Source organism: Geobacillus zalihae NBRC 101842, assembly GCF_001544135.1.
Taxonomy (GTDB): Bacteria; Bacillota; Bacilli; order Bacillales; family Anoxybacillaceae; genus Geobacillus; species Geobacillus zalihae.
In genome coordinates this window covers 1-21559 of sequence record NZ_BCPV01000041.1, presented here as the reverse complement: position 1 = coordinate 21559, position 21559 = coordinate 1, and the positions used below count along the sequence as shown (strand labels likewise).

18 protein-coding genes and 2 tRNA genes are annotated in these 21559 nt (G+C 53.2%); 3 read left to right on the top strand and 17 right to left on the bottom strand.

Annotated features, from left to right (window positions below; all coding sequences use genetic code 11):
• Positions 1 to 3: 3 nt before the first annotated feature.
• Positions 4 to 879, top strand: a complete 876-nt coding sequence (speE, locus tag GZ1_RS11870) for a polyamine aminopropyltransferase (protein WP_015374870.1) — start codon at positions 4 to 6, stop codon at positions 877 to 879.
• A gap of 73 nt (positions 880 to 952) precedes the next feature.
• Here speE and GZ1_RS11865 read toward each other — a convergent pair whose 3' ends face one another.
• The 7 genes from GZ1_RS11865 to treP form a co-directional block, all read right to left on the bottom strand.
• Positions 953 to 2131: an acyl-CoA dehydrogenase family protein gene (locus GZ1_RS11865; protein ID WP_015374871.1), complete on the bottom strand. Its 1179-nt coding sequence runs from the start codon at positions 2129 to 2131 to the stop codon at positions 953 to 955.
• 104 nt (positions 2132 to 2235) lie between these two features.
• Positions 2236 to 3735, bottom strand: a complete 1500-nt coding sequence (locus tag GZ1_RS11860) for an aminotransferase class V-fold PLP-dependent enzyme (protein ID WP_015374872.1) — start codon at positions 3733 to 3735, stop codon at positions 2236 to 2238.
• A gap of 117 nt (positions 3736 to 3852) precedes the next feature.
• Complete coding sequence (locus GZ1_RS11855) at positions 3853 to 4302, bottom strand: acyl-CoA thioesterase (protein WP_015374873.1); 450 nt, start codon at positions 4300 to 4302, stop codon at positions 3853 to 3855.
• A gap of 429 nt (positions 4303 to 4731) precedes the next feature.
• Entirely contained in the window at positions 4732 to 6144 is a 1413-nt protein-coding gene (locus tag GZ1_RS11850) for a Na+/H+ antiporter NhaC family protein (RefSeq protein ID WP_013523770.1), read from the bottom strand.
• Positions 6145 to 6358: 214 nt separating this feature from the next.
• The gene (treR, locus tag GZ1_RS11845; protein WP_013523771.1) at positions 6359 to 7072 is read right to left on the bottom strand and encodes a trehalose operon repressor; all 714 of its coding nucleotides are present in this window, start codon (positions 7070 to 7072) and stop codon (positions 6359 to 6361) included.
• 22 nt (positions 7073 to 7094) lie between these two features.
• Positions 7095 to 8786 (bottom strand): alpha,alpha-phosphotrehalase, encoded by a 1692-nt coding sequence (gene treC / locus GZ1_RS11840; RefSeq protein ID WP_020755384.1) that lies wholly within the window; start codon positions 8784 to 8786, stop codon positions 7095 to 7097.
• Positions 8787 to 8898: 112 nt separating this feature from the next.
• On the bottom strand, positions 8899 to 10317 hold the full coding sequence (treP, locus tag GZ1_RS11835; RefSeq protein WP_060788520.1) for a PTS system trehalose-specific EIIBC component: 1419 nt from the start codon (positions 10315 to 10317) through the stop codon (positions 8899 to 8901).
• Positions 10318 to 10612: 295 nt separating this feature from the next.
• Here treP and GZ1_RS11830 point away from each other — a divergent pair, with 295 nt between their 5' ends.
• Entirely contained in the window at positions 10613 to 11344 is a 732-nt protein-coding gene (locus tag GZ1_RS11830; protein WP_014195851.1) for a MerR family transcriptional regulator, read from the top strand.
• Between the two features lie 104 nt (positions 11345 to 11448).
• Here the strand turns inward: GZ1_RS11830 and GZ1_RS11825 are convergent, their stop codons facing one another.
• From GZ1_RS11825 to GZ1_RS11795, 7 genes are all read right to left on the bottom strand, one after another.
• Positions 11449 to 11793 (bottom strand): PilZ domain-containing protein, encoded by a 345-nt coding sequence (locus GZ1_RS11825; protein WP_013145319.1) that lies wholly within the window; start codon positions 11791 to 11793, stop codon positions 11449 to 11451.
• Positions 11790 to 14234, bottom strand: a complete 2445-nt coding sequence (parC, locus tag GZ1_RS11820; RefSeq protein WP_015374876.1) for a DNA topoisomerase IV subunit A — start codon at positions 14232 to 14234, stop codon at positions 11790 to 11792. The genes GZ1_RS11825 and parC overlap by 4 nt, the downstream gene beginning before the upstream one ends.
• 59 nt (positions 14235 to 14293) lie before the next feature.
• Entirely contained in the window at positions 14294 to 16231 is a 1938-nt protein-coding gene (parE, locus tag GZ1_RS11815; RefSeq protein ID WP_060788519.1) for a DNA topoisomerase IV subunit B, read from the bottom strand.
• Between the two features lie 175 nt (positions 16232 to 16406).
• Positions 16407 to 16826 carry a CoA-binding protein gene (locus tag GZ1_RS11810; RefSeq protein ID WP_020756535.1) on the bottom strand — a complete coding sequence of 140 codons (420 nt, stop codon included), beginning with the start codon at positions 16824 to 16826 and terminating at the stop codon, positions 16407 to 16409.
• A gap of 125 nt (positions 16827 to 16951) precedes the next feature.
• Positions 16952 to 17551 (bottom strand): CBO0543 family protein, encoded by a 600-nt coding sequence (locus tag GZ1_RS11805; RefSeq protein ID WP_033006577.1) that lies wholly within the window; start codon positions 17549 to 17551, stop codon positions 16952 to 16954.
• Between the two features lie 270 nt (positions 17552 to 17821).
• Positions 17822 to 19498, bottom strand: a complete 1677-nt coding sequence (locus GZ1_RS11800; RefSeq protein WP_060788518.1) for an ABC1 kinase family protein — start codon at positions 19496 to 19498, stop codon at positions 17822 to 17824.
• A gap of 51 nt (positions 19499 to 19549) precedes the next feature.
• The gene (locus GZ1_RS11795) at positions 19550 to 19849 is read right to left on the bottom strand and encodes a phasin family protein (protein WP_025950623.1); all 300 of its coding nucleotides are present in this window, start codon (positions 19847 to 19849) and stop codon (positions 19550 to 19552) included.
• A 149-nt stretch (positions 19850 to 19998) separates the two neighbouring features.
• Between GZ1_RS11795 and GZ1_RS11790 the strand changes: the two genes are divergently transcribed.
• Positions 19999 to 20847: an MBL fold metallo-hydrolase gene (locus GZ1_RS11790; RefSeq protein WP_033006834.1), complete on the top strand. Its 849-nt coding sequence runs from the start codon at positions 19999 to 20001 to the stop codon at positions 20845 to 20847.
• Positions 20848 to 20983: 136 nt separating this feature from the next.
• On the opposite strand, the gene GZ1_RS11785 is transcribed toward GZ1_RS11790, so the two are convergent.
• The 3 genes from GZ1_RS11785 to GZ1_RS11775 all read right to left on the bottom strand — a co-directional run bounded on the left by GZ1_RS11785 (position 20984) and on the right by GZ1_RS11775 (position 21498).
• A complete protein-coding gene (locus GZ1_RS11785; protein ID WP_020756836.1) occupies positions 20984 to 21190 on the bottom strand; it encodes a heavy-metal-associated domain-containing protein in 207 nt (68 codons plus the stop codon).
• Positions 21191 to 21333: 143 nt separating this feature from the next.
• Positions 21334 to 21407 (bottom strand) — tRNA-Ile (locus tag GZ1_RS11780).
• A 9-nt stretch (positions 21408 to 21416) separates the two neighbouring features.
• Positions 21417 to 21498, bottom strand: a tRNA-Tyr gene (locus GZ1_RS11775).
• Positions 21499 to 21559: the final 61 nt, after the last annotated feature.

The window sequence follows — 21559 nt, the reverse complement described above, 5'->3', positions numbered from 1 at the left end:
ACAATGAAACACGAAGGAAACGCTTTGCCACCTTACTTGCATATGGACAATGGAGAGCTTTGGCTCACCGAAGATGATCGCGACAACTTAAAAATCAGCTATCGAATCAAAGAGGTGATTTTTGCCGAGCCGTCCGAGTACCAGCATGTGATGATTTTGGATTCGTACGATTTTGGCCGCATGCTCGTACTCGATGGCGTCGTGCAAACGACCTCGATTGACGGCCATATTTATAACGAAATGATTTCGCACGTGCCGCTGCAGTTTCATCCGGAAGCGAAGCGGGTGCTCATCATCGGCGGCGGCGACTGCGGCGCAGCTCGTGAGACGGCGAAATACGCTCATCTTGAAGCCATCGACATGGTGGAAATCGACGAAAAAGTCGTCCGGGCGTGCAAAGAGCATTTGCCAGCCGTCTCCGGCAACTTATCGGATCCGCGCGTGCGGTTTGTTTATGATGATGGCGTCAAGTTTGTGCAAGGGAAGGAAAGCGTCTACGACGTCATTATGATCGACTCGTCCGACCCAGTCGGCCCGGCGGAAGCCTTGTTTTCACCGGAGTTTTACGCCAACGTCCATCGCGCGTTGAAAGCGGATGGGCTGATGGTCTGCCAAAGCCAGTCGCCGATTTTCCATCTGGATATTTTGAAGCGGACGTACCGCAATATTCGCGAACTGTTCCCGCATGTGCTTGTGTACACCGCCGTGGTGCCGACGTATCCAGGAGGGTTGTGGAGCTTTACGATCGGCTCGAAACGGCCGCTCGATTTTCCGGTGCAGACTACCATTCCAAATGACACGAAATATGTGAACGATGGGATCTTTCGCCAATGTTTCGCGTTGCCGGCATTTTTGCGTTCGGCGCTTGAGGTGGAATAACCGCTTGGCATCAAAAAAGCTGTCCCCCACAAAGCAGGGACAGCTTTTTCGTGTTGCTTGAATCCGTTCTGTTTTATGGAGCAGGTGGGTTGTGAGACAATGCCCGCTTAGCAAGCCATTGAAGCGTCAAGTCGTCAGCAGGCGGGTTGTAGAGCCCAGCGCGGACGTCACGGTAATGCCGCTGAAGCGGATTGTCAGCAAACAAGCTTTGTCCGCCGACAATGCGCATCGCCCAATCGACGACTTCAAGCGCGGTATTGGTGGCGACCAATTTGGCTGTTGCCAACTCCTCTTTCATTTCCATCCGTTTTTCCGGATAGCGATCCCATAAATCGGCGACCGCGTACAGGAAATGGCGCGCATGGGTGAGGCGCCATTCCATTTCAGCGATTTTCCGCTGTACTTCGGGCGTCGAGGCGATTGGGTGAGGCAGGGTATTAGGCTGGTACGTCTTGGCAAAGCGAAGCGCCTCATTGCGCGCCGCAATGGCGATGCCTAAGTAACAAGCCGGCACGTGCAACAGCCATCCTTGCGCCGGAGCAGCTTCGTTCGCTTCTCCAAGCGTCTCTACGAGCGCCTCTTGGTCGACTTCGACTTCTTCAAGAACAAGATCATCGCTGCGCGTCGCCCGCATGCCAAGCGTGTTCCACGTCGGTTCGATGCGAATGCCTGAAGCAGACATCGGCACGAGAAATTCACCGACCCGACCGTCTTCCATCGTGGCGGAAATTAAGACGTAATCGAGCGCAGGGGCTAACGATGCAAATGTCTTTCGCCCCCGAAGCACAAAGCGGCCATGGCGAAAGACGGCCGTCGTTTCCGGTTTACCGCCGCGCGCCGGGCTGCCAGTTGTCCGTTCAGAGTGGGCGCTGTTGATGAGCACGTGGCGGCAAACGACTTCATTCGCCAAACGGGTGAGAACGGGCTCCGGCCAGCGGCGAAGCAAAAACAGCCGCATGAGAATGCTGGCGTGCCAACCAAACGACAATGCCGTTGCCCCAGAACCTTGGGCAATCGTCTCTTGCACGAGCACGAGCTCATAAAGCGACGCCCCTTGGCCGCCGTATTCAGTCGGGACGGTCAAGGAAAGGAATCCAGCCTCTTTTAAATCGGCAAAATCGGCAAATGGAAACGTTGCCTGTTCGTCATCATGCGCCGCCCTTTCCGCAAACCGTTCCGCAAGGCGACGCGCTTGGTTGTACAATTGTTGCTCCCGATCGGTCCGCACAAGCAAATGGTACAATTCGTTCATCGGTTCTCCCCTTCTTTTGGTCAAGATGCCTTTATTGTACCGAGTTCTGGCTAGGACTGAAAACAAAAACGCACGGGAAAATGACCGTCCTTGCTCTCGGAAGCTTAAAAGAGAAAGAAATGCCGAATGTACCGATCATCGTCACGGTGGACGAACTCATTTTTCCCAGCATCGTACTCGTATTCCTCCTGCCAGCGGCGGCCATAGCGGGCGATTTGACGGACGGCGCGGATGATCGCATACACTTCTTCGTTCGTCATCGTAGGATGGAGCGACAGACGCACCCATCCTGGTTTGGCGAGAGGATTGCCGTTTTTGACTTCTTGAAGCAACATAGCGGATTGTTCCTTGTCGATGCCAAGCAAATAGTGGCCGTATGGTCCGGCGCAGGAACAGCCGCCGCGCGCTTGAATGCCGAAGCGATCATTCAGCAGTTTGACAACAAGGTTGTAATGCAATCCATCTATGACAAATGAGATGATGCCAAGACGGTCGTCCCGATGTCCTTCAAGCACGCGAACGCCGGGAGTGCTTTTTAGCGCCGGCAAAAGAAGGGAAACAAGTTCCTTTTCGCGGGCGCGCATCTGTTTTACGTTCATTTGCTCTTTCAGCTGGATGGCCAACGCTGCCTTGATGGTTTGCCAAAACGGCGGTGTTCCGCCATCTTCGCGTTCCTCAATGGCTTGGATGTATTCATAGTTCCCCCACGGGTCAGTCCAGTACACCGTCCCGCCGCCGGGGTGATCCGGAGCGTGCTGATGATAAAGCCGGCTGTCAAAGATGAGCACGCCGGCGCTTCCCGGCCCCCCGAGAAACTTATGGGGGGAGAAATAAATGGCATCAAGCTGCTCCATTGGGTCGTCCGGATGCATATCGATGCGGACGTACGGAGCGGAAGCAGCAAAATCAACAAAGCAAAGGCCGCCATGCTCGTGCATGATTTTCGCCAGCTTATGATATGGGGTTTCCAACCCCGTGACGTTCGAGCAAGCAGTAAAGGCACCGATTTTTTGCGGTCGATCTCGGTAGCGCTCCAGCAGCTCGCGCAAATGGTCAAGATCGACATCCCCGTTTTCTGTCGGACGGACCGCCACGACTTCCGCGATGGTTTCCACCCATGGCAATAAATTTGAATGGTGCTCCATATGGGTGACAAAAACGACTGGCCGCTCCTCATCATGAAGGGACAAGCGGCGCTTCCACCGTTCCGGTACGCGCAAGCCAAGCAGACGCTGCAGCTTGTTGACGGCGCTTGTGGTCCCGGCGCCTTGCATAATCAAGACATCGTTTTTCCCGGCATGAACGTGCTGTTTGATGATTTCTTTTGCATAGCGATAGGCAAGCGTCGTTTTCGTTCCGGTCACATTCGATTCCGTATGCGTGTTGCCGACAAATGGACCGAGCTCATGCGTCAGCTTCTCTTCAATCGGCCGGTACAGCCGCCCGCTTGCTGTCCAGTCGGCGTAAATAAGCCGCTGTTTGCCAAACGGCGTAGAAAACGGATGAAAGCGGCCGATCGTTCCATCGCGAAACGGCTGAAAATACGTCTCAAGCTCCCCGCGGCATGTATACACCGCATTGCCGATCACAGCGTGAATGGCCATGTTGATTCCCCCTTTCCGCCATTTCGTCTATTTACAAAGTATGTCGCCTTCGGTGGTTCGGTCCAAAAAACGTGGGAAAGTTGAAAATGAAAAATCCGCCGTACAGGCGGATGGTATTCACTCCCTTTTTTTGCACGATAACGGTGAAATCGTTTCCCCCACGGACGGCACAAGGTATTCGGCAAGCATGGTCCGCAAGTCATCAGGCAACGGTTCGCTCGTTTGGGTTTGGAAATTGAAATGGACGACCGCTGCCTCTCCGATGGCGATCAGTCTTCCTGTTTCCTCTTCCATGATGCGATGAATGCATTGAAAGCTTTTATTGCCGATCCGGGAGACATTGGTTTCCACGCGCAATCGTCGTCCGAAGAATCCTTGGTTGATAAAATCGCACTTGGTGGAAGCTAAAATAAAATGCCAGTCCTCCGTTCGCCCGACGTAACGCAATTCATCAAACAGGCGGGTGCGCGCTTCTTCTAAATAAATAAAATAGCTAATGTTGCTTAAATGTCCGAGCGCATCAGTTTCACAAAAGCGTGGGTTGACGGTAATGATGTGCGTCTTCATTTCTCCCTCTTCCTTTCTTGCCTTTTTTTTTGCCCCTTTCGCCCACAATATTCGTTTGGGTGAGCATGGGGCGTGACTGAGTTCGATTTGTAGCTACCAACTAGTCAGTATGTTGTTTTTATCATACTCCGGTTGATTTAGATATGCAATTGTTTTGTTTTGGATTATTGATTATTTAGAACATTGTTTGTGATATAAAATGTTGTGACGAATCCAGTACGTCGCCGCGAAAGGATGAAAATCTCCTTCAATTAAGTTGAATTTTTGGTTTACACTTCGCCGATTGCCTAACACATTAGATTGCATCCGCATGTATCGAAGTGCAAATGGTAACGAACAAATTGGAAATTCTTTATTGGAACCTATATAGTTTTGACATTTTCAGGGTAGATAAAAAAAGCCCGGCGAGGGCAGACGGGGCGTCTGCGGTCAACCGGCCCAAAGCGGCAAAAGAACGTATCCAACGAGCGACACGCCGGCGCAAAGGAGAGAGATGCGCAGTTTATATTTCGCATAGCTCATCAAGTCCATATCCATAATGGCTGCGGTTGTAATCGTCGTATCGCCAAGCGGCGAAGCAAAGGCGCCAAACGTCCCGCTCGCAAACACAGCGCCGACTGTCACCTCGAGCGGCGCCCCGGTCGCATGGGAAAGCGTGACGCCAAGCGGCATCAAAATGCCCCACGTTCCCCATGAAGAACCGATAAAGTATGATAAAAACGATCCGACCAAAAACACGGCCGCTGGCACGAATGCCCCCGGCAGCCATGTGCCGAACGTCGACGACACGTACTCCGCAAATCCGAGTTCCCCTGCCACCGCCGAGACCGCCCATACGAGAACGAGCATGCCGATCGGCGCCATCATTTCGTTACCCCCAGCAAAAAAATGGTACGTCAGCTCTGAAAGTGATTGTCGGCGCCATAAATAAAACGCCATCGACAAAAGGATGGTCACAAACAACGCCAACAGCATCGCCCATGTCGCATCGGCCGCGGAAAACGCCTCCCACCAATTCTCTGCCCCGCGTTTCCTCCCGTCGTACACGAAAAAGGCAAACGTCAGCGCGATTAACAGCGCCAGCGGGACAAACAAGTGCAACGGCTCCCCGTTGATCAGCGCCAGCTCCTTGCGCAATCCGAGCCCGTGCAGTGTATTCGTTTCCCCTTCTCCTTTTTTCGCCCGCGGTTTGCCGATCCGGATGTTCAACATCGTCGTCAACACCCCGACGGCCAGAGCGACAATCGCAAACAAGTTGTACGGCAGGCTGCGCAAAAACACGTCATACGGCGATTCGTGAATGTCGTTTTGCTCAAGCGCCGCGGCGACAACAGAAGTCATAAAGCCGACGAACGCTGTCGCCGCTGGCAAAAGCACGATGATCGGCTCGGTCGAGACGTCGATCATGTACGCCATGCGGCGGCGGTCGATGCGAAACTGGCGAAGGACCGCTTTCATCACTGGTCCAAGGAGCATAATGCGAAACATCGGCATAAAAAACGTCACCGGCACCGTCAGCCAAACGAACAACAAAATCCCCCGCTTCGAGCGGATGCGGCCGGAAAGTCTCTCGACAAACCCTTTGATCCCACCGGTAATTTGCATCATGCCGACAAGCGAACCGAACAAATACAAAAACGCGGCCACCTTCATATGCTCCGGATCGGTCAGGGCGTGAAGAACAGCGGAAACAGCGCGCTCAATCGCGCCGACAGCCGACCACTCAAGGCAAAACGCTCCGACGAGCAATCCGGCCACGAGGCCGGGCAAAATTTCTTTCAGCCATACCGCCAACGGAATGATGAGCAGAAAAGGCAACAGCGACCACCATGTTCCTTCCACGTCGGCGCCTCCTTTGCGATGATGTTGTTACCAAGAAGGATAGCCATGATGTAGTTTTTTTATGATTTTCATTGATGATTTAGAACATAGTTTTACTTATAAAATTTATGTTGCCCGCGCAAACAAAAAAAGCCGCGCTGCAGTTTGCAGCGTGGCCCACACTTTCATCCGCCCCGGGCTGGCTCCCAAACAACCTGGGGCACAGAAGGCGTTGTCATTTCCGGCGCGCAAAATCGACAAATCGGAACTTGTCGAGCCGGTGACGCGATTCCGTGTATTGAAACAATGCAGCATCGCTTAAATACACGTAGTTTTTGACGACAACGACGCGGTCATCGCCATGCAAATCCAAATAGCGCCGGTCTTCGTCCGTCGCTTCGTCGACCGATATTTCTTTTTTCGCAAAGCTGATCGGCAAATGCAGCTTCGTTTCCAAGTATTCATAGATCGAGTCTTCACAAATCTCTTTCGTCAATAGCGGCACATGCTTTTTCAGAAAAAAGTCTTTATCCAAAATAATCCGCTCTCCGCCGATTTCACGGACGCGCACGACTTTCCAGACTTCGTCTTTGCTTGAGGCGCGCAGATGCTGCCTGAGCTCGCGATCCGGCTTGATGATCGCCAGTTCATGCACGATCGTCCGCACCGGCTGCTTCATCGTCTGCGCCAGTTCTTTAAAGCTGACCAATCCGGATACGGGAAAGTCATATTTGCCGACGTCAAGGACGATAGATCCTTTTCCTTTCATTTTTTGAATATAGCCGTGCTCGGACAACAAATGGAGCGCTTTGCGAATCGTCTCGCGCGATGTCTCATATCGGGCGGCCAGCTCGTGTTCCGATGGCAGCTTGTCGTACGCCTTCCATTCTCCGCGGCGGATGCGGGAAATGAGGTCATGGTAAATGGTTAAATATTTGTTTTCATGCATAAGAATCACCGCTTGTATTGTATCACGGCCGGCGCAAAAGATAAACAACCGATTCGTATGGGCGCAGTTGCATGCGGCGAAAATCGGCCGGCGCGTCCGAATAATTGGCAAGCAGCAGTTCTCCCGTATAGCCATCGGCTCCCGCTTCTTTCGGCAGCGTGAACGTCGTTTCGACTGGATAAAAATTGTTGACAACAAGCAGCTTTTCTCCATCGCCATGACGCATATAGGCGAAAATATGCGGATCGTCCGCAAGCAACAGCTCATAGCGCCCGGTCGTAATGAGATCATACTGTTTGCGCAGCTCAATCAGCCGCTTATAATGGTAGAAAATCGAGTCGCGGTCGGCGAGCGCCTGTTTCACGTTAATGCGCCGGTAGTTGTCGGCGACGCGAATCCACGGCGTCCCAGACGTGAAACCGGCATGCGGGCTGTCGTCCCATTGCATCGGCGTGCGGGAATTGTCGCGCGATTTTCGCTGCAAAATTTCCATCACTTCTTGCTCGCTTTTGCCTTGTTCTCGCAAAATCCGGTACATGTTGAGCGACTCAACGTCGCGGTAGTCGCGAATATCGGTGAATTTCGGGTCGGTCATGCCGATTTCTTCGCCTTGGTAAATGTATGGTGTCCCTTGCATTAAATGGATCGTCGTCGCCAACATTTTGGCTGATTCTTTCCAATACGTCCCGTCATCGCCATAGCGCGACACGATGCGCGGCTGATCGTGGTTGCACCAAAAGAGCGCATTCCAGCCCCCACCTTCATACATCCGGACTTGCCATTCGGACAAAATGCGTTTTAAAGCTAGAAAGTCAAACGGGGAGACCGCCCATTTTTCCCCATTCGGGTAATCGACCTTCAAGTGATGGAAGTTAAACGTCATATTGAGCTCGTGGTTTTCCGGGTTCGTGTAGCGGATGCAATGATCGATCGTCGTCGACGACATTTCCCCCACTGTCATGATGTCGTATTTTGAAAACACCTCTCGATTCATTTCCTGCAAAAACTCATGAATGCGCGGTCCGTCCGTATAAAAGCGGCGCCCGTCCCCCGGCGGCACTGAACCGTCGTCATCCGGGAAGCGCTGATCTTTTGACAACAAGTTGATGACGTCAAGCCGAAAGCCGTCCACTCCTTTTTGGAGCCAAAAATGCATCATGTCATAAATGCGGCGGCGCAGCTCTTCGTTTTCCCAGTTCAAGTCCGCTTGTGTCACATCGAACAAATGCAAGTAATATTGGCCGGTTTGTTCGTCGTATTCCCACGCCGAGCCGCCGAATTTCGATTGCCAGTTGTTCGGCGCTCCGCCGTCCGGCTTCGGGTCGCGCCAAATGTAAAACGAGCGGCATGGGTTCGTTTTCGAGGAGCGCGCCTGCTTGAACCATTCATGGTCGGTTGAGGTATGGTTGACGACCATGTCCATCACCAGCTTCATGCCGCGCGCATGCACTTCGTGAAGCAGACGGTCAAAATCGTCCATCGTTCCGTATTCGTGATGGATGCGGAAATAATCGCTGATGTCATAACCGTTGTCGCGCTGCGGCGACGCGTAGATCGGCGTCAGCCAAATGACATCGACGCCCAGTTCTTGTAGATAATCGAGCTTCTCGATCACGCCCGGCAAATCGCCGATGCCGTCTCCATTCGTGTCGTAGAAGCTTTTCGGATAAATTTGATAAACGACCGCTTTTTTCCACCAAGGGGTTGCTCGCATCTCTCTTCACCTCGTTCGTCAGGATAAAAACATACCATTGGCATCGGCGGCCAATGGTATGGTGGTAAATGGATGATTTCGCACATCGTTCTCTTGCGTCAACACACGGCAATCATGAGCGGGCGGCTTTACGCACTTTCCCAAAGACAAACGTCAGCGCAAACGGCACCACAATCGCGATCGCCATGCCGATAAAGAACGGCGTCCACTTTTGCGGTACGATCGACAAGAAACCCGGCAGGCCGCCGACACCGATCGACGGAGCGATGACTTTATTGAGCGTAATAAACATGCCGGCGATCGCCGCTCCGGTCATCGCTGCGATAAACGGGAAACGAAAGCGCAAGTTGACCCCGAACATCGCCGGTTCTGTGATGCCTAAATACGCGGAAACAGCCGACGTAAACGACAAACCGCGCAGCTTTTCCTCCTTCGCGACAAACATCATCGCCAACGCTGCCGAACCTTGGGCGATGTTGGACATGACCAAAATCGGCCATAAGAATGTGCCGCCGGTATTGGCAATCAGCTGCAAGTCAACCGGCAAGAACGTATGGTGCATCCCGGTGACGACAAGCGGCGCATACAGCGCTCCATACAACAATCCTCCAAGAGCCGGAACCGTGTCAAAAATCGTGACAAACAAGTGGGTAATGGCATTGCCGATCGCAAATGTGACCGGCCCAATAGCGATGAACGCCAAAAAGCCCGTAATGAGCAACGCAAGCGGCGCGACAAGCAACAGCTGAAACGCATCCGGAATGCGCTTGCGCAAAAACAGCTCAAGCTTCGCCAGCACGTAGGAAGCCACCAACACCGGCAGCACTTGCCCTTGGTAGCCGACTTTTTGCACTTCAAAGCCGAACAAGTTCCAAACCGGAATCTCTCCTTTTTCTTTCGCCGCTCCCCAGCCCCAAGCGTTGAGCAAATCTGGGTGGACGAGCATCAAACCAAGGACAATCCCTAAGAGCGGGCTGCCGCCGAATTTCGTCACTGCTGACCAGCCGATCAAACCGGGCAGGAAGACGAACGCCGTATTGGCGATCAAGTTGATCATGTTCGCCAAATCGGCCCATTCTTTGTGCACCTCGACAAACGATTTCCCTTCGTAAAAAATGCCTGGGCCTGTCAAGACGTTGTTAATCCCCATTAACAAACCGGCCGTCACGATCGCCGGCAAGATGGGAATGAAAATATCAGCCAGCGTCTTAATCGCGCGTTGCAGCGGATTGAGCTTCGCTTCCGCAGCGTCTTTCATCTCCTGCTTTGTCGCCCGGCCGATGCCCGTCAGCTCGATGAGGTCGTCATACACTTTATCGACAAGCCCTTGGCCGATGACGACTTGAAACTGGCCGTTTGCGGAAAACGACCCTTTGACGACATCGATGCGCTCAAGCGCTTCCTTATTGACTTTTCCTTCCTCTTTGAGCGCAAACCGAAGCCGGGTCACACAATGCGTGGCGGCGACGATGTTTTCTTTGCCGCCGATGGCTTCAACGATTTGCGCGGCTGCTTGTTGGTATGCCCCCATGATGAACGCCTCCCTTTTCTTTCCTTAACGACCGCTATAGCGTTAAATCGCTTTCAGCAACCGGTTGCAAACAAACTTGTATATACAACCTGAACTCATTTTATCTTGTATATACAAGTTTGTCAACATCTTTCGATGACCGCCTTCATTTTTCGACAATAGTTGTTGTTTTTTTTTGCTAACTTCCACTTCTTTTGTTATGTTTTGTCAAGCGGCAGGAAAATCAACGACCAAGTAGGAAAATAAAACATAACGCAAATCAATGCCAAAAGACGAGAAAGGATGAGGGAATGCGATGAAAACCTATACACTCCGCGAAGCAGCGAAAAAAATCGGGGTCACCGCCCGCGATTTGAAACAATGGGAAAAGCAGTTCGCCGGATCGATTGCCGTCCCACGCACAACCGAGGGGGCACGCATGTACACCGACGAGCTGATCGACCGGTTTCGCCATATCCGCACTTGGCTTGAGGACGGCCGCCATCCGCGCGAAGTGGCTGAAATGATCAGGCAAATGGACGGACAACCGGCAGAGCGAGCCAACGAGACAGCCGCTCAAGTGGAAACAGCCGTCATGGAAGGGGAAATCATCGATGTGCCCCGCCTGCTGCATCAAGGGATGCCATACATAGCCGAGCAGTTGGCGGCCCGCTTAAAAGACGATATCGTCGACGCCTTGAAACAGGAAACGACAGCCACGGTCCGGCAAGCGATGGATGAGGTGAAAGGCCGCCTTGACTACATCGAGGAGCAAACGACGGCAGCTGCCGAAACGGTGCGCCGTTCACTCCGCGATTACGAGGACGCATGGCAGCAAAAAACGGAACAGCTGCATGAACATTTGGAAACGGTCGTCGCGTTCTGTCACGAGGAAAAGGCAAGGCAGGAAGAGGAGCGAAAACAGCTCGAACTGCGCATTTTAGAACGGGAAAAAGCGTTTCGCGAGCTCGTGTTGTCGTTTCGGCAAACCGCTGCCAGCACCAGCGCTGCTCGAACACGGGCAAATAAATGGTGGAAGTTTTGGTGAAGACGATTTTGGCATCCATGTGACAAGGGCACCCGTTTTGGATGCGCCATACCTCCGTCAAAAATCAAAAAAGGGCCCCGCCAAAACTCGGGCCCCTTTTTGCGTCATATTCGGCGGCTCTCGGCCGCATGTCGTTTGATGGCTTCGATCAAGTGCGCTTCTTCTTGTTTGGTGACATGGAGGCGGACGCCATAATAGTAGGCGTGGACAAACGGTCTTTCCCAGACAAGCTGCCCCCGCAGCGTAAAGGGGGCAGCGTTTAGCCAAAACGAGATGTCAACCAGCGTTCCCCCTGTTGAAAAGGGAAGGCGGCCTTCCGTTTCGATTTTCATCCCGTGCGGACTTAGATCGTGAATGTAGACGCTGCGCTCACCATCGGCTGTGCGCAGTTCAGCCGGGAGCGGCCGGCCAAACTGATACCGGAACGGTTCTTGACGCTTAAACCTCATCCTTCCTCCCCTTTTCCAAGCAGCTTCGTCGGTTCTTTCCAGACATCCACCACCATCCCGGCTTCGTCAGTGTCAACGACAAACGAACCCGTGCTGTAGCGGTCGGAGAGACGAAGGGAAGCGGCTTCGATCGTCTCGACCACCCCTTTTTCCGTCCGCAATCCGACCATTTCCTCATCGTTGCTGACAAAGACGGCGCCGACAACTCGGTGCGGGTTGGATTTCACTTCACGTACGATCACAACGCCGCGCTTCGCTCGTGAGGACGGCTCAAACTCGCTCATCGCCACTTTTTTCACCGCTCCGCGCTGCGTCACGACGACGAACGAGCCCCCCTTTTCTAGGCGAACGGGGCACGCAGCGGCGACAAAGTCCCCTTCCTTCAATTGAATCCCTTTCACGCCAGCCGCGCGCACGCCAACAAGGCTGATCTCCTCCTCGGCAAACAAGAGCGCATGTCCATCATGCGTCGCAAGCCAAAGATGGCCGCATCCATCCGTCGCGTAGACGGCGATGACGTCATCATCCTCTTTCACATTGACGGCCACAAGCGGGCGGGTGTAGCGCTGCACTTGGTATTGAGCGAGCTCCGTTCGCTTTACGAGCCCTTGTTTCGTCACAAAGATGAGCTGCTCCCCGGTGTCAAAGGAAGAGACTGGAACAGCGGCGACGAGTTCATCGTCGCGTTCAAGCGGAATGAGATGGGAAATGTGCTGGCCGACCTCTTTCCAACGGATATCAGGGAGCGTATGCACCGGGCAGTATAAATAATAACCGCGGCGGGTGAAAAGCAAGAGCACATCGGTCGTATTCATCTCGAGCTGGGCGAGCAGCCGATCCGTTTCCTTCATGCCCATGTCTTGACCGTTTGAGGCGCTGTATGAACGATAGCTCGTCCTCTTCACATATCCTTCTTTTGTCACGGTGACGATCACGTCTTCCGCCGGAATGAGCGCCTCCACCTTCACTTTCAGCTCTTCAATCTCCTCTTCAATCACCGTCCGCCGCTCATCGGCATATTGCTTTTTCATCGCCTTCAGCTCTTTTTTGATGACGCCAAGCAGCTTCTTTTCATCTGCGAGAATCCCCGTAAGTTCCGCAATCGCTTGATCCAGTTCTTCCGCTTCTTGACGCAGCGCCGTGATGTCGGTGTTCGTCAACCGATACAGCTGGAGCGTCACGATCGCCTCGGCCTGCGCTTCGGTGAATCCGTAATGAGCCATCAGCCGTTCTTTGGCGTCGCGCTTGTCGCTTGAAGCACGAATCGTCGCAATCACCTCATCCAAAATGGAAAGCGCCCGAATCAAGCCGTCGACGATGTGCTTCCGCTCATTCGCTTTTTTCAGCTCAAAATGCGAGCGGTTGGTGACGACCTCTTTCCGGTGGGCGATGTAGGCATCCAACAGCTCCGGCAAACTCATCAGCTTCGGCCGGCGTTCATGGATCGCCACCATGTTGAAGCTGTATGGCACTTGCAAATCGGTGTTTTTGTATAAATAGTTAAGGATCGCCTCGGCATCGGCGTCTTTTTTCAGCTCGATGACGATCGACAGCCCGTTCCGGTCCGTTTCATCGCGGACGTCAGCAATGCCGTCGAGCTTTTTGTCGAGGCGAAGCTCGTCAATTTTTTTCACTAAATTCGCTTTGTTCACTTCATACGGCAGTTCCGTGATGACAATGTGCTTTTTCCCACCTTTTCCCTGCTCGATGGCGGCTTTGGCGCGGATGATGATTTTCCCGCGGCCGGTCTCATACGCCTTGCGGATGCCGTCTTTCCCTTGGATGATGCCGCCGGTCGGAAAATCGGGGCCAGGAAGAACCGTCATCAGCTCGTCAACAGTGCAATCCGGCCGGTCGATCCGCATCAAGACGGCGTCGATCACCTCGCCAAGCGCATGCGGCGGAATATCGGTCGCATAGCCGGCCGAAATCCCGGTCGAGCCGTTCACCAACAAATTCGGAAACATCGCCGGCAAGACGGTCGGCTCATCGGTCGTATCGTCAAAGTTCGGCACAAACGGAACCGTTTCTTTGTCAATATCGCGAAGCAACTCGGCGGCAATCGCCGACAGGCGCGCTTCCGTGTAGCGCATCGCCGCCGGCGGGTCGCCGTCGATGCTGCCGTTGTTGCCGTGCATCTCCACCAGCACGTTGCGCAGCTTCCACTCTTGGCTCATCCGCACCATCGCTTCATACACCGATGAGTCGCCGTGCGGATGAAAGTTGCCGATCACGTTTCCAACCGTTTTCGCCGCCTTGCGAAACGGTTTATCAGCCGTGTTGCCATCCATGTACATCGCATACAAAATGCGGCGCTGCACGGGCTTCAGCCCGTCGCGCGCATCCGGGAGCGCCCGGTCTTGGATAATGTATTTGCTGTAGCGGCCAAAGCGGTCGCCAAGCACGTCCTCTAACGGCATTTCCAGCAATCGTTCTGCCATCGTCATTCTCCTTTCCTAACACATCAGCGCCAAAAAGGCGGCGCCTTTTCACGCCGCCATCAGCCGATCCATCCCGGTTCCTCTTCGAGCCCGAAGGCGACGTGCGTTTCGATCCATTTGCGGCGCGGCTCGACTTTGTCGCCCATGAGCGTCGTCACCCTCCGTTCGGCGCGGGCCGCATCTTCAATGCGCACGCGGATGAGCGTACGCGTCTGTGGGTTCATCGTCGTTTCCCATAATTGATCGGCGTTCATTTCGCCGAGCCCTTTATAGCGCTGAATCGTATAGCCGCGGCCCATTTTTTTCGTAATTTCTTTCAGCTGCTCGTCCGTCCACGCATATTCGACGATTTCGTTTTTGCCGCTTTTTTTGCTGATTTTGTAAAGCGGCGGCAAGGCGATGTACACTTTTCCCGCTTCAATCAGCGGACGCATGTAGCGGTAAAAAAACGTCAAAAGCAGCACTTGAATATGGGCGCCGTCCGTGTCGGCATCGGTCATAATGATCACTTTGTCGTAGTTGACATCATCGAGCGAAAAATCAGCCCCGACGCCGCCGCCGATGGCGTGGATGATCGTATTGATTTCCTCGTTTTTCAAAATATCGCCAAGTTTCGCCTTTTCCGTGTTGATGACTTTTCCGCGCAGCGGAAGCACCGCCTGGAAGCGGCGGTCGCGCCCTTGTTTCGCCGAACCGCCCGCCGAATCGCCTTCAACGAGATAGAGCTCATTTTTTTGCGGATTGCGCCCTTGCGCCGGCGTCAGCTTGCCGCTTAAGAGCGCCTCTTTCCCTTTCCGCTTTTTGCCGCTTCTCGCCTCTTCGCGCGCTTTGCGGGCCGCTTCACGCGCCTGATAGGCCCGGATCGCTTTCTTAATGAGCATCGCGCTTACGTCCGGGTTTTCTTGCAGAAAGTACATGAGCTGCTCGGACACCACCGCATCGACGGCCGAACGCGCTTCGCTCGTTCCGAGCTTTCCTTTCGTCTGCCCTTCAAACTGCAGCAAGTGCTCTGGGATGCGCACCGAAACGACCGCGGACAATCCTTCGCGAATATCGGTTCCTTCCAAATTTTTATCTTTTTCCTTGAGCAAACCGACACGGCGGGCGTATTCGTTAAAAACGCGCGTCATCGCCGTTTTCGCACCCGCCTCATGCGTGCCGCCGTCTTTTGTGCGCACGTTGTTGACAAACGACAGCACGTTTTCCGAATAACCGTCATGAAACTGGAACGCAAACTCGACTTCAATGCCGTTTTGCTCGCCAGCAAAATAAACGACCGGGTGGAGCACATCTTTCTCCTCATTCAAATAGGCGACAAACGCTTCAATTCCGTTTTCATAGTGGAACACCTCGCGCATGCCGGTCCGTTCGTCAACGAGTTCGATTTTCAGCCCTTTTAACAAAAACGCCGATTCGCGCAGCCGTTCACTCAATGTTTCATAATCGAAGACTGTCGTGCTGAAAATCGTTGGGTCCGGCTTAAATTGAATGATGGTTCCGGTTTTGTTCGTTGTGCCGATTTTCTCTAGCGTCGTCACCGGTTTGCCTCCATGCTCAAACCGCTGCCGGTAAATGAAGCCGTCGCGATGAATCGTGACGACCAGCCATTCTGATAAGGCGTTGACAACCGACGCCCCGACTCCGTGCAGGCCGCCGCTCGTTTTATAGCCGCCTTGGCCGAATTTGCCGCCGGCATGAAGCACGGTCAAAATGACTTCCGGCGTCGGCTTGCCAAGCTTATGCATCCCGACCGGCATGCCGCGCCCTTCATCAAGGACGGTGATGCTGTTGTCTTTATGTATTTGCACCAAAATGTAATTTCCATATCCGGCCAACGCTTCATCGACCGAGTTGTCGACGATTTCATAAACAAGATGATGCAAACCGCGGCTGTCGGTGCTGCCAATGTACATCCCCGGCCGCTTCCTCACCGCCTCAAGTCCTTCTAACACTTGAATGGCATCTTCGTTATATTCGTATGCCGCTCGCTTTGCCACAAGGCCACCCCTTTCTGCCAAAACAAGAACATCTGTTTCTGTTTTATTGTATCATAAAATGACCAGCTGTCCATTGTCTTTTGACACCGCTTGACAAAATCGGACAACAGCGCCTGAAAAACGAAAGGACCATCTTAGAGAAGATGGCCGTTTCGTCAATGACGCGCTTCGCCTGTTACGGGCGTTTTGTAAGCGCATGTTCTACTTTAATGCAGCGATCCATAATCACCGTATAGCCTTTTTCTTTTAAAAACGCGTATGCTTCTTCATTGACGACGCCAAGCTGCGCCCAAAATACGTCCGCGTCGATTTGCACAAACTCGCGGGCGAGCTCCGGCAAATGTTCGGAACGGCGAAACACATCGACGATATCGACATGCCCTTCGATATCCGTCAGTTTGTCGACCGCTGGAATGCCTTCCCATTCATCGATCATCGGGTTAACCGGAATGATTTCGTATCCGGCGTCTTTCATCGCCTTCGCCACCATATACGACTCGCGCTCTGGATTGTTGGACAAGCCGACAACGGCAATCCGCTTCGCCTTGCGCAAAATGTCGCCGATTTCTTCGCGGCTTGGGTTGACAATGGGCATCGGGTTCTCTCCTTCCTTCCCTCTTTGGTTTTGCAGTACTTGTTTCGCGATCGAGAAAGAAAAATCCTTCTATGGGACGGAAAATGTTTTAGCCCCTTTTCAGAACAGCCCCTCTTCAGTTTTGGCTACAAGCTGCTTATGCGCAGTCCCCATCCCGCATACACGCCCGCTAAAAAAACAGTCGTCATGGCAATGAGGTGGACGACAATCCATCCCCATCGCCCGTAGCGGAACGAGGAAGCCGCAAGCGGGGAGCGCGCTTTTTGGGGGACGATTTTTCCGCCCATCCACTCAAAGAAAAGCAAATACAGCCACCAGGCGGTGTATGAATCCCATACATCCCACTTCTTATAATCAATCAGAGAGAGCGGCGACACAAGAGCAACCAACTCGAACAACATAATCAACTGCACCATCGCAAAGTAAAACGGCAACTTCCATGCCCAGCTTTCCGGACTGTACTTGACTCCAAACAAAACGAAAAACGGAATGACGGTTGCCATTTCAACGAGCGGAATCGGTGTATAAGGAACGAGCTTAACAGGGAAGGAGTAAAAGCCTGCATAGACAAACGCAAGGCAAAGAACGATGCCTGTCACCGCACTGAATGCATACAAAACCGCATATCTCCGTATATGCCGTTTGGCGATCCAAAAACTTCCCGCTATACTCAACATGACCGCTGAGAGTTCCACCGTCCAAACAACAGGAAGAGAAAACGTCATCATCGATCCTCCCTAACCCATTTCCCACTCCCTAAACGCTGTCTCAGACAGCACTGTTAGTATAATCCAAAGCATAGAATTTATTCCGGCGCCCTCACCGGCTTTCCACTCCATCAGGCTGCCTAGCATGGCTTAACAAACGTGCTTCGTGCAAATTTAATTATTGATGAAGAAAAGGTGTCCCGCTGTGTTTTTGGGACACCTTCCATGGATCGGACTGCATCAAACTTTCAAGAATTTCCGAAAAAAGAAATCATTGTGCAACAAACACTAAAATTTTCCCGAACGAAAAATCGAGTAAAGCAGCCAACCAAATAGAAAAGCGGACGCGCCTAATCCGATTTCAACAGCAGGAATCTTCCACAGCAGCGTCGACGGACGCCCCAATGATGAAGCGATCATCAGGCCGACGAGGACGATGCTCAGCGAAAGAAGAACGATGCTAAACGACAGCCGGTTCGTCATCTGGTCGAGCTTCTTTAGCAGCGCTTCCAAATCAGGAGCCGTGATTTCCAATCGAAGCTTGCCATGCCGCATCATTTTCGTCCATTCCTTTACGCCCTCCGGCAGTCGGAGCAGCCATTCACCATAATCAAAAATCCGCTTCCACGCTGTTTCTGCCACGCGATCAGGCCGAAGACGCTCTTTCATCAGCTTTCTCCCAAACGGTTCGGCAACGTCCATGATGCGAAACTGCGGGTCAAGCGTCTCCACAACCCCTTCGACCGTCAACAGCGCTTTTCCTAACAGCGTCAAATCGCTTGGGATGCGAATGCCATGGCGAAATGCCACCGAAAGCAAATCCTCGACGGCTTCCCCAAGACTGATCTCACCGAGCGGGACGCCGTAGTATTTCTCCCGCAGCTCGTCAAGATCATCGCGCAATTTTCCTTCATCGACTCCGTCAGGAACAATCCCTAAGCCGTAGATCGCACCCAACACCCCATCCGTGTTTTGCCGCATTAAGGCGATGATGAGTGAAGAAAGATGATGTTTGACATGGGGGCGAAGGCGGCCCATCAAGCCAAAGTCAATGAAGGAAAGCGTTCCATCGTCAAGAACAAATACATTGCCAGGATGAGGGTCGCCATGAAAAAATCCATGCTCAAACATTTGTTTAAAGGTTGCTTCAGCCAAACGCTCGGCGATCGTTTTTAAGGAGTGGCCGTTCGCTTTCAGCCGCTCGAGCTCCCCAAGTTTCATTCCTTCGACATATTCCATCGTGAGCACGGTTTTCGTCGTATAATCCCAAAACACCTTCGGGACATACACCGACGAATCGTCGGCAAACTGCTGTGCAAACCGTTCCGCATGGCGCGCCTCGACGGTATAATCCAGCTCCTGCCGTAATGAACGCGCCAGTTCATCGACAATTTCAGACAATTGGTAGGTTGCCGCCCAATCGAGACGACGTTCCGCCAGCACGGCCAAATCTTGCAAAATTTCCAGATCCGTCTCCACCCGCGCAGCGATGTGCGGACGCTGCACTTTCACCGCCACGGCTTGTCCGGAAGGAAGAACCGCCCGGTGCACTTGTCCGAGCGAAGCGGCAGCGAGCGGCGTTTCGTCAAATGAACGAAACAAGGTTTCAAGCGAGCCCCCAAGTTCTGTTTCCACCCTCCGGCGAACGTCGGCAAACGGAAACGGCGGAACTTGGTCTTGCAGTTTTTCGAGCTCGCTGATGATCGGAGCGGGAATCAAATCCGGCCGTGTGCTGGCAATTTGCCCGAGCTTCACGAACGTCGGGCCGAGCTCCTCGAGCACAAGGCGGAGCCGCTCCCCAACCGTTTTTCCTTCCTTTTTCCCTTGCTCCGCTCTCCATCGCGGCGGCAAAGAAAGAAAAGACGAAAAGCCGAGCTCATCGACGATCATCCCGAATCCGTGCCGAAGCAAGGAGACGGCGATTTCGTGATACCTTCCGATATGGCGCATCCGTTTTCCGATCATCGGGACATCTCTCCTAAGGCGGCAAAAAGCGAGCGGACAGGCCGCATCGGTTTACTGCCCGCTTTGTTCTTTTTCCTCCAGACGGCGGATTCGCTCTTCAAGCTGCCGCACGTCTTCTTTTGTTGCCAATTCAAGCTTGTCGATCACCTGCTTGATTTGCTCGCGTACAAGCCGCTGCACTTCCGTTTTCCGCGCTTCGGTCTGCTGCTTCCATTGATCGATCACTTCCTTCGATTCGTCAAGCGACAATTCGCCTTTTTTGACAAGCTCGTCAATGATCTTTTCCACTTGTTCTTTGCTTGCAATCGCCAATCCCAGCCCGAATGCCAATCCTTTTTTCAAAATGCTCATTCGTTTGCAGCCTCCTTGTGCCATTGTATTTTCCTTATTGTACCATTCTTTGGCGATCCATGTCGAGCTAGACGGCAGCTCTTTTGTATAGGAGACAGGTCGATGCGGCATGCTATCGTTGGACAACGATGCAAAGGAGGGGGATTTTAATGGCTGATGAACCGTTGCATTACGGAGAAGACTATCATGTTATTCCCGCGACGTCTTTGGCAAGCGGCGTCGGCGTCAGCGTGCTGCCCGATTTGTACTGCCATACGATCCAAATCGTCAACATTTGCCTCGTCGGCCGCCCTGGCGACGGCGCATTCGTCTTGATCGATGCGGGAATGCCGGGGTCAGCGGACGATATTATTTCCGCTGTTGAAGACCGCTTTGGCAGCGGCAGCCGCCCGCAAGCCATTATTTTAACCCACGGCCACTTTGACCACGTCGGAGCCTTAATTGAACTCGTCCGGGAATGGAATGTGCCGGTGTACGCCCACAAAGACGAACTGCCGTATTTAACCGGCAAAGCGCGTTATCCCGAACCGGACGCGTCCGTTGAAGGCGGACTTCTCGCCAAAATCTCGCCGTTTTTCCCAAACGAACCGATCCAGCTTGGCAGCCGCGTCCAACCTCTACCTGAGGACGGCACTGTCCCGCATTTGCCGGAGTTCCGCTGGCTGCACACCCCCGGGCACACACCGGGCCACATCTCCTTGTTCCGTCCGCGCGATGCGGCCTTGATCGCTGGCGATGCGTTTGTCACGGTCCGCCAAGACTCACTGTACAAAGTATTGACCCAGCAAACCGAAATTACCGGCCCGCCGCGCTACTATACGATCGACTGGACGGCCGCCCGCGAATCGGTGCGCAAATTGGCCGCCCTCTTCCCATCGGTCGCTGTCACGGGACACGGCGCCCCAGTAGCGGGAGACGAGTTGCGCGATGGGCTGACGAAGCTCGCTTGTGATTTTGACCGCATCGCTGTCCCAGATTACGGAAAGTACGTCCATTAACGGAGCGATCCCGCCGGCGCTTACAATGGGAAATGAAAGGCTTCCCGGTTTGAAATGATCAGCGGCAGGCCGTGGCTAAGAAAAAAGGGTGTCCCAATCGGACACCCTTACACTGTCGACAACAGCCGCCAATTTGCTACTGAAAGCGGAATCCGTGCTGCTGCAACGTCAAGACGATGCGTTCCTTCGAAATCTTTTTTTCATCAAATTGAACCTTCACTTCCCCATCTTCCGTGTCGACGAGCGAGCGCTCCACGCCGTCGAGCCCACTAAGAAGATGTTCAATGCGCGCAATGGGCTGCGGCGACGTCGCCCCATCGATATAAAAGGTAGCTTCAGCCATCCTCTTCCCTCCTTCCGCAAAAACATGCCGTTCCCCGCCGCTTATTTTGCCCGATTCCCGCCCGCATAAACGGGCCTATCGCTCCGTTAGCGATGGCATAAAAAAAGATGGCAAGAATTGCTCTTGCCATCTGTCATAAAAAATGGGCCTAAGTGGACTTGAACCACCGACCTCACGCTTATCAGGCGTGCGCTCTGACCAGCTGAGCTATAGGCCCGTTTATGAATGGAGGGGGACGGATTCGAACCGCCGAACCCAAAGGGAGCGGATTTACAGTCCGCCGCGTTTAGCCACTTCGCTACCCCTCCATAAATAAAAAATGCCGACTGCAGGACTCGAACCCGCAACCTACTGATTACGATTCAGTTG

Excerpts from the sequence above, each read along its gene's own strand:
- speE (WP_015374870.1), top strand. The coding sequence starts at position 4 with ATGAAACACGAAGGAAACGCTTTGCCACCTTACTTGCATATGGACAAT.
- GZ1_RS11865 (WP_015374871.1), bottom strand. The coding sequence starts at position 2,131 with ATGAACGAATTGTACCATTTGCTTGTGCGGACCGATCGGGAGCAACAA.
- GZ1_RS11860 (WP_015374872.1), bottom strand. The coding sequence starts at position 3,735 with ATGGCCATTCACGCTGTGATCGGCAATGCGGTGTATACATGCCGCGGG.
- GZ1_RS11855 (WP_015374873.1), bottom strand. The coding sequence starts at position 4,302 with ATGAAGACGCACATCATTACCGTCAACCCACGCTTTTGTGAAACTGAT.
- treR (WP_013523771.1), bottom strand. The coding sequence starts at position 7,072 with ATGCATGAAAACAAATATTTAACCATTTACCATGACCTCATTTCCCGC.
- treC (WP_020755384.1), bottom strand. The coding sequence starts at position 8,786 with ATGCGAGCAACCCCTTGGTGGAAAAAAGCGGTCGTTTATCAAATTTAT.
- treP (WP_060788520.1), bottom strand. The coding sequence starts at position 10,317 with ATGGGGGCATACCAACAAGCAGCCGCGCAAATCGTTGAAGCCATCGGC.
- GZ1_RS11830 (WP_014195851.1), top strand. The coding sequence starts at position 10,613 with ATGAAAACCTATACACTCCGCGAAGCAGCGAAAAAAATCGGGGTCACC.
- GZ1_RS11825 (WP_013145319.1), bottom strand. The coding sequence starts at position 11,793 with ATGAGGTTTAAGCGTCAAGAACCGTTCCGGTATCAGTTTGGCCGGCCG.
- parC (WP_015374876.1), bottom strand. The coding sequence starts at position 14,234 with ATGGCAGAACGATTGCTGGAAATGCCGTTAGAGGACGTGCTTGGCGAC.
- GZ1_RS11810 (WP_020756535.1), bottom strand. The coding sequence starts at position 16,826 with ATGCCCATTGTCAACCCAAGCCGCGAAGAAATCGGCGACATTTTGCGC.
- GZ1_RS11805 (WP_033006577.1), bottom strand. The coding sequence starts at position 17,551 with ATGACGTTTTCTCTTCCTGTTGTTTGGACGGTGGAACTCTCAGCGGTC.
- GZ1_RS11800 (WP_060788518.1), bottom strand. The coding sequence starts at position 19,498 with ATGATCGGAAAACGGATGCGCCATATCGGAAGGTATCACGAAATCGCC.
- GZ1_RS11795 (WP_025950623.1), bottom strand. The coding sequence starts at position 19,849 with ATGAGCATTTTGAAAAAAGGATTGGCATTCGGGCTGGGATTGGCGATT.
- GZ1_RS11790 (WP_033006834.1), top strand. The coding sequence starts at position 19,999 with ATGGCTGATGAACCGTTGCATTACGGAGAAGACTATCATGTTATTCCC.
- GZ1_RS11785 (WP_020756836.1), bottom strand. The coding sequence starts at position 21,190 with ATGGCTGAAGCTACCTTTTATATCGATGGGGCGACGTCGCCGCAGCCC.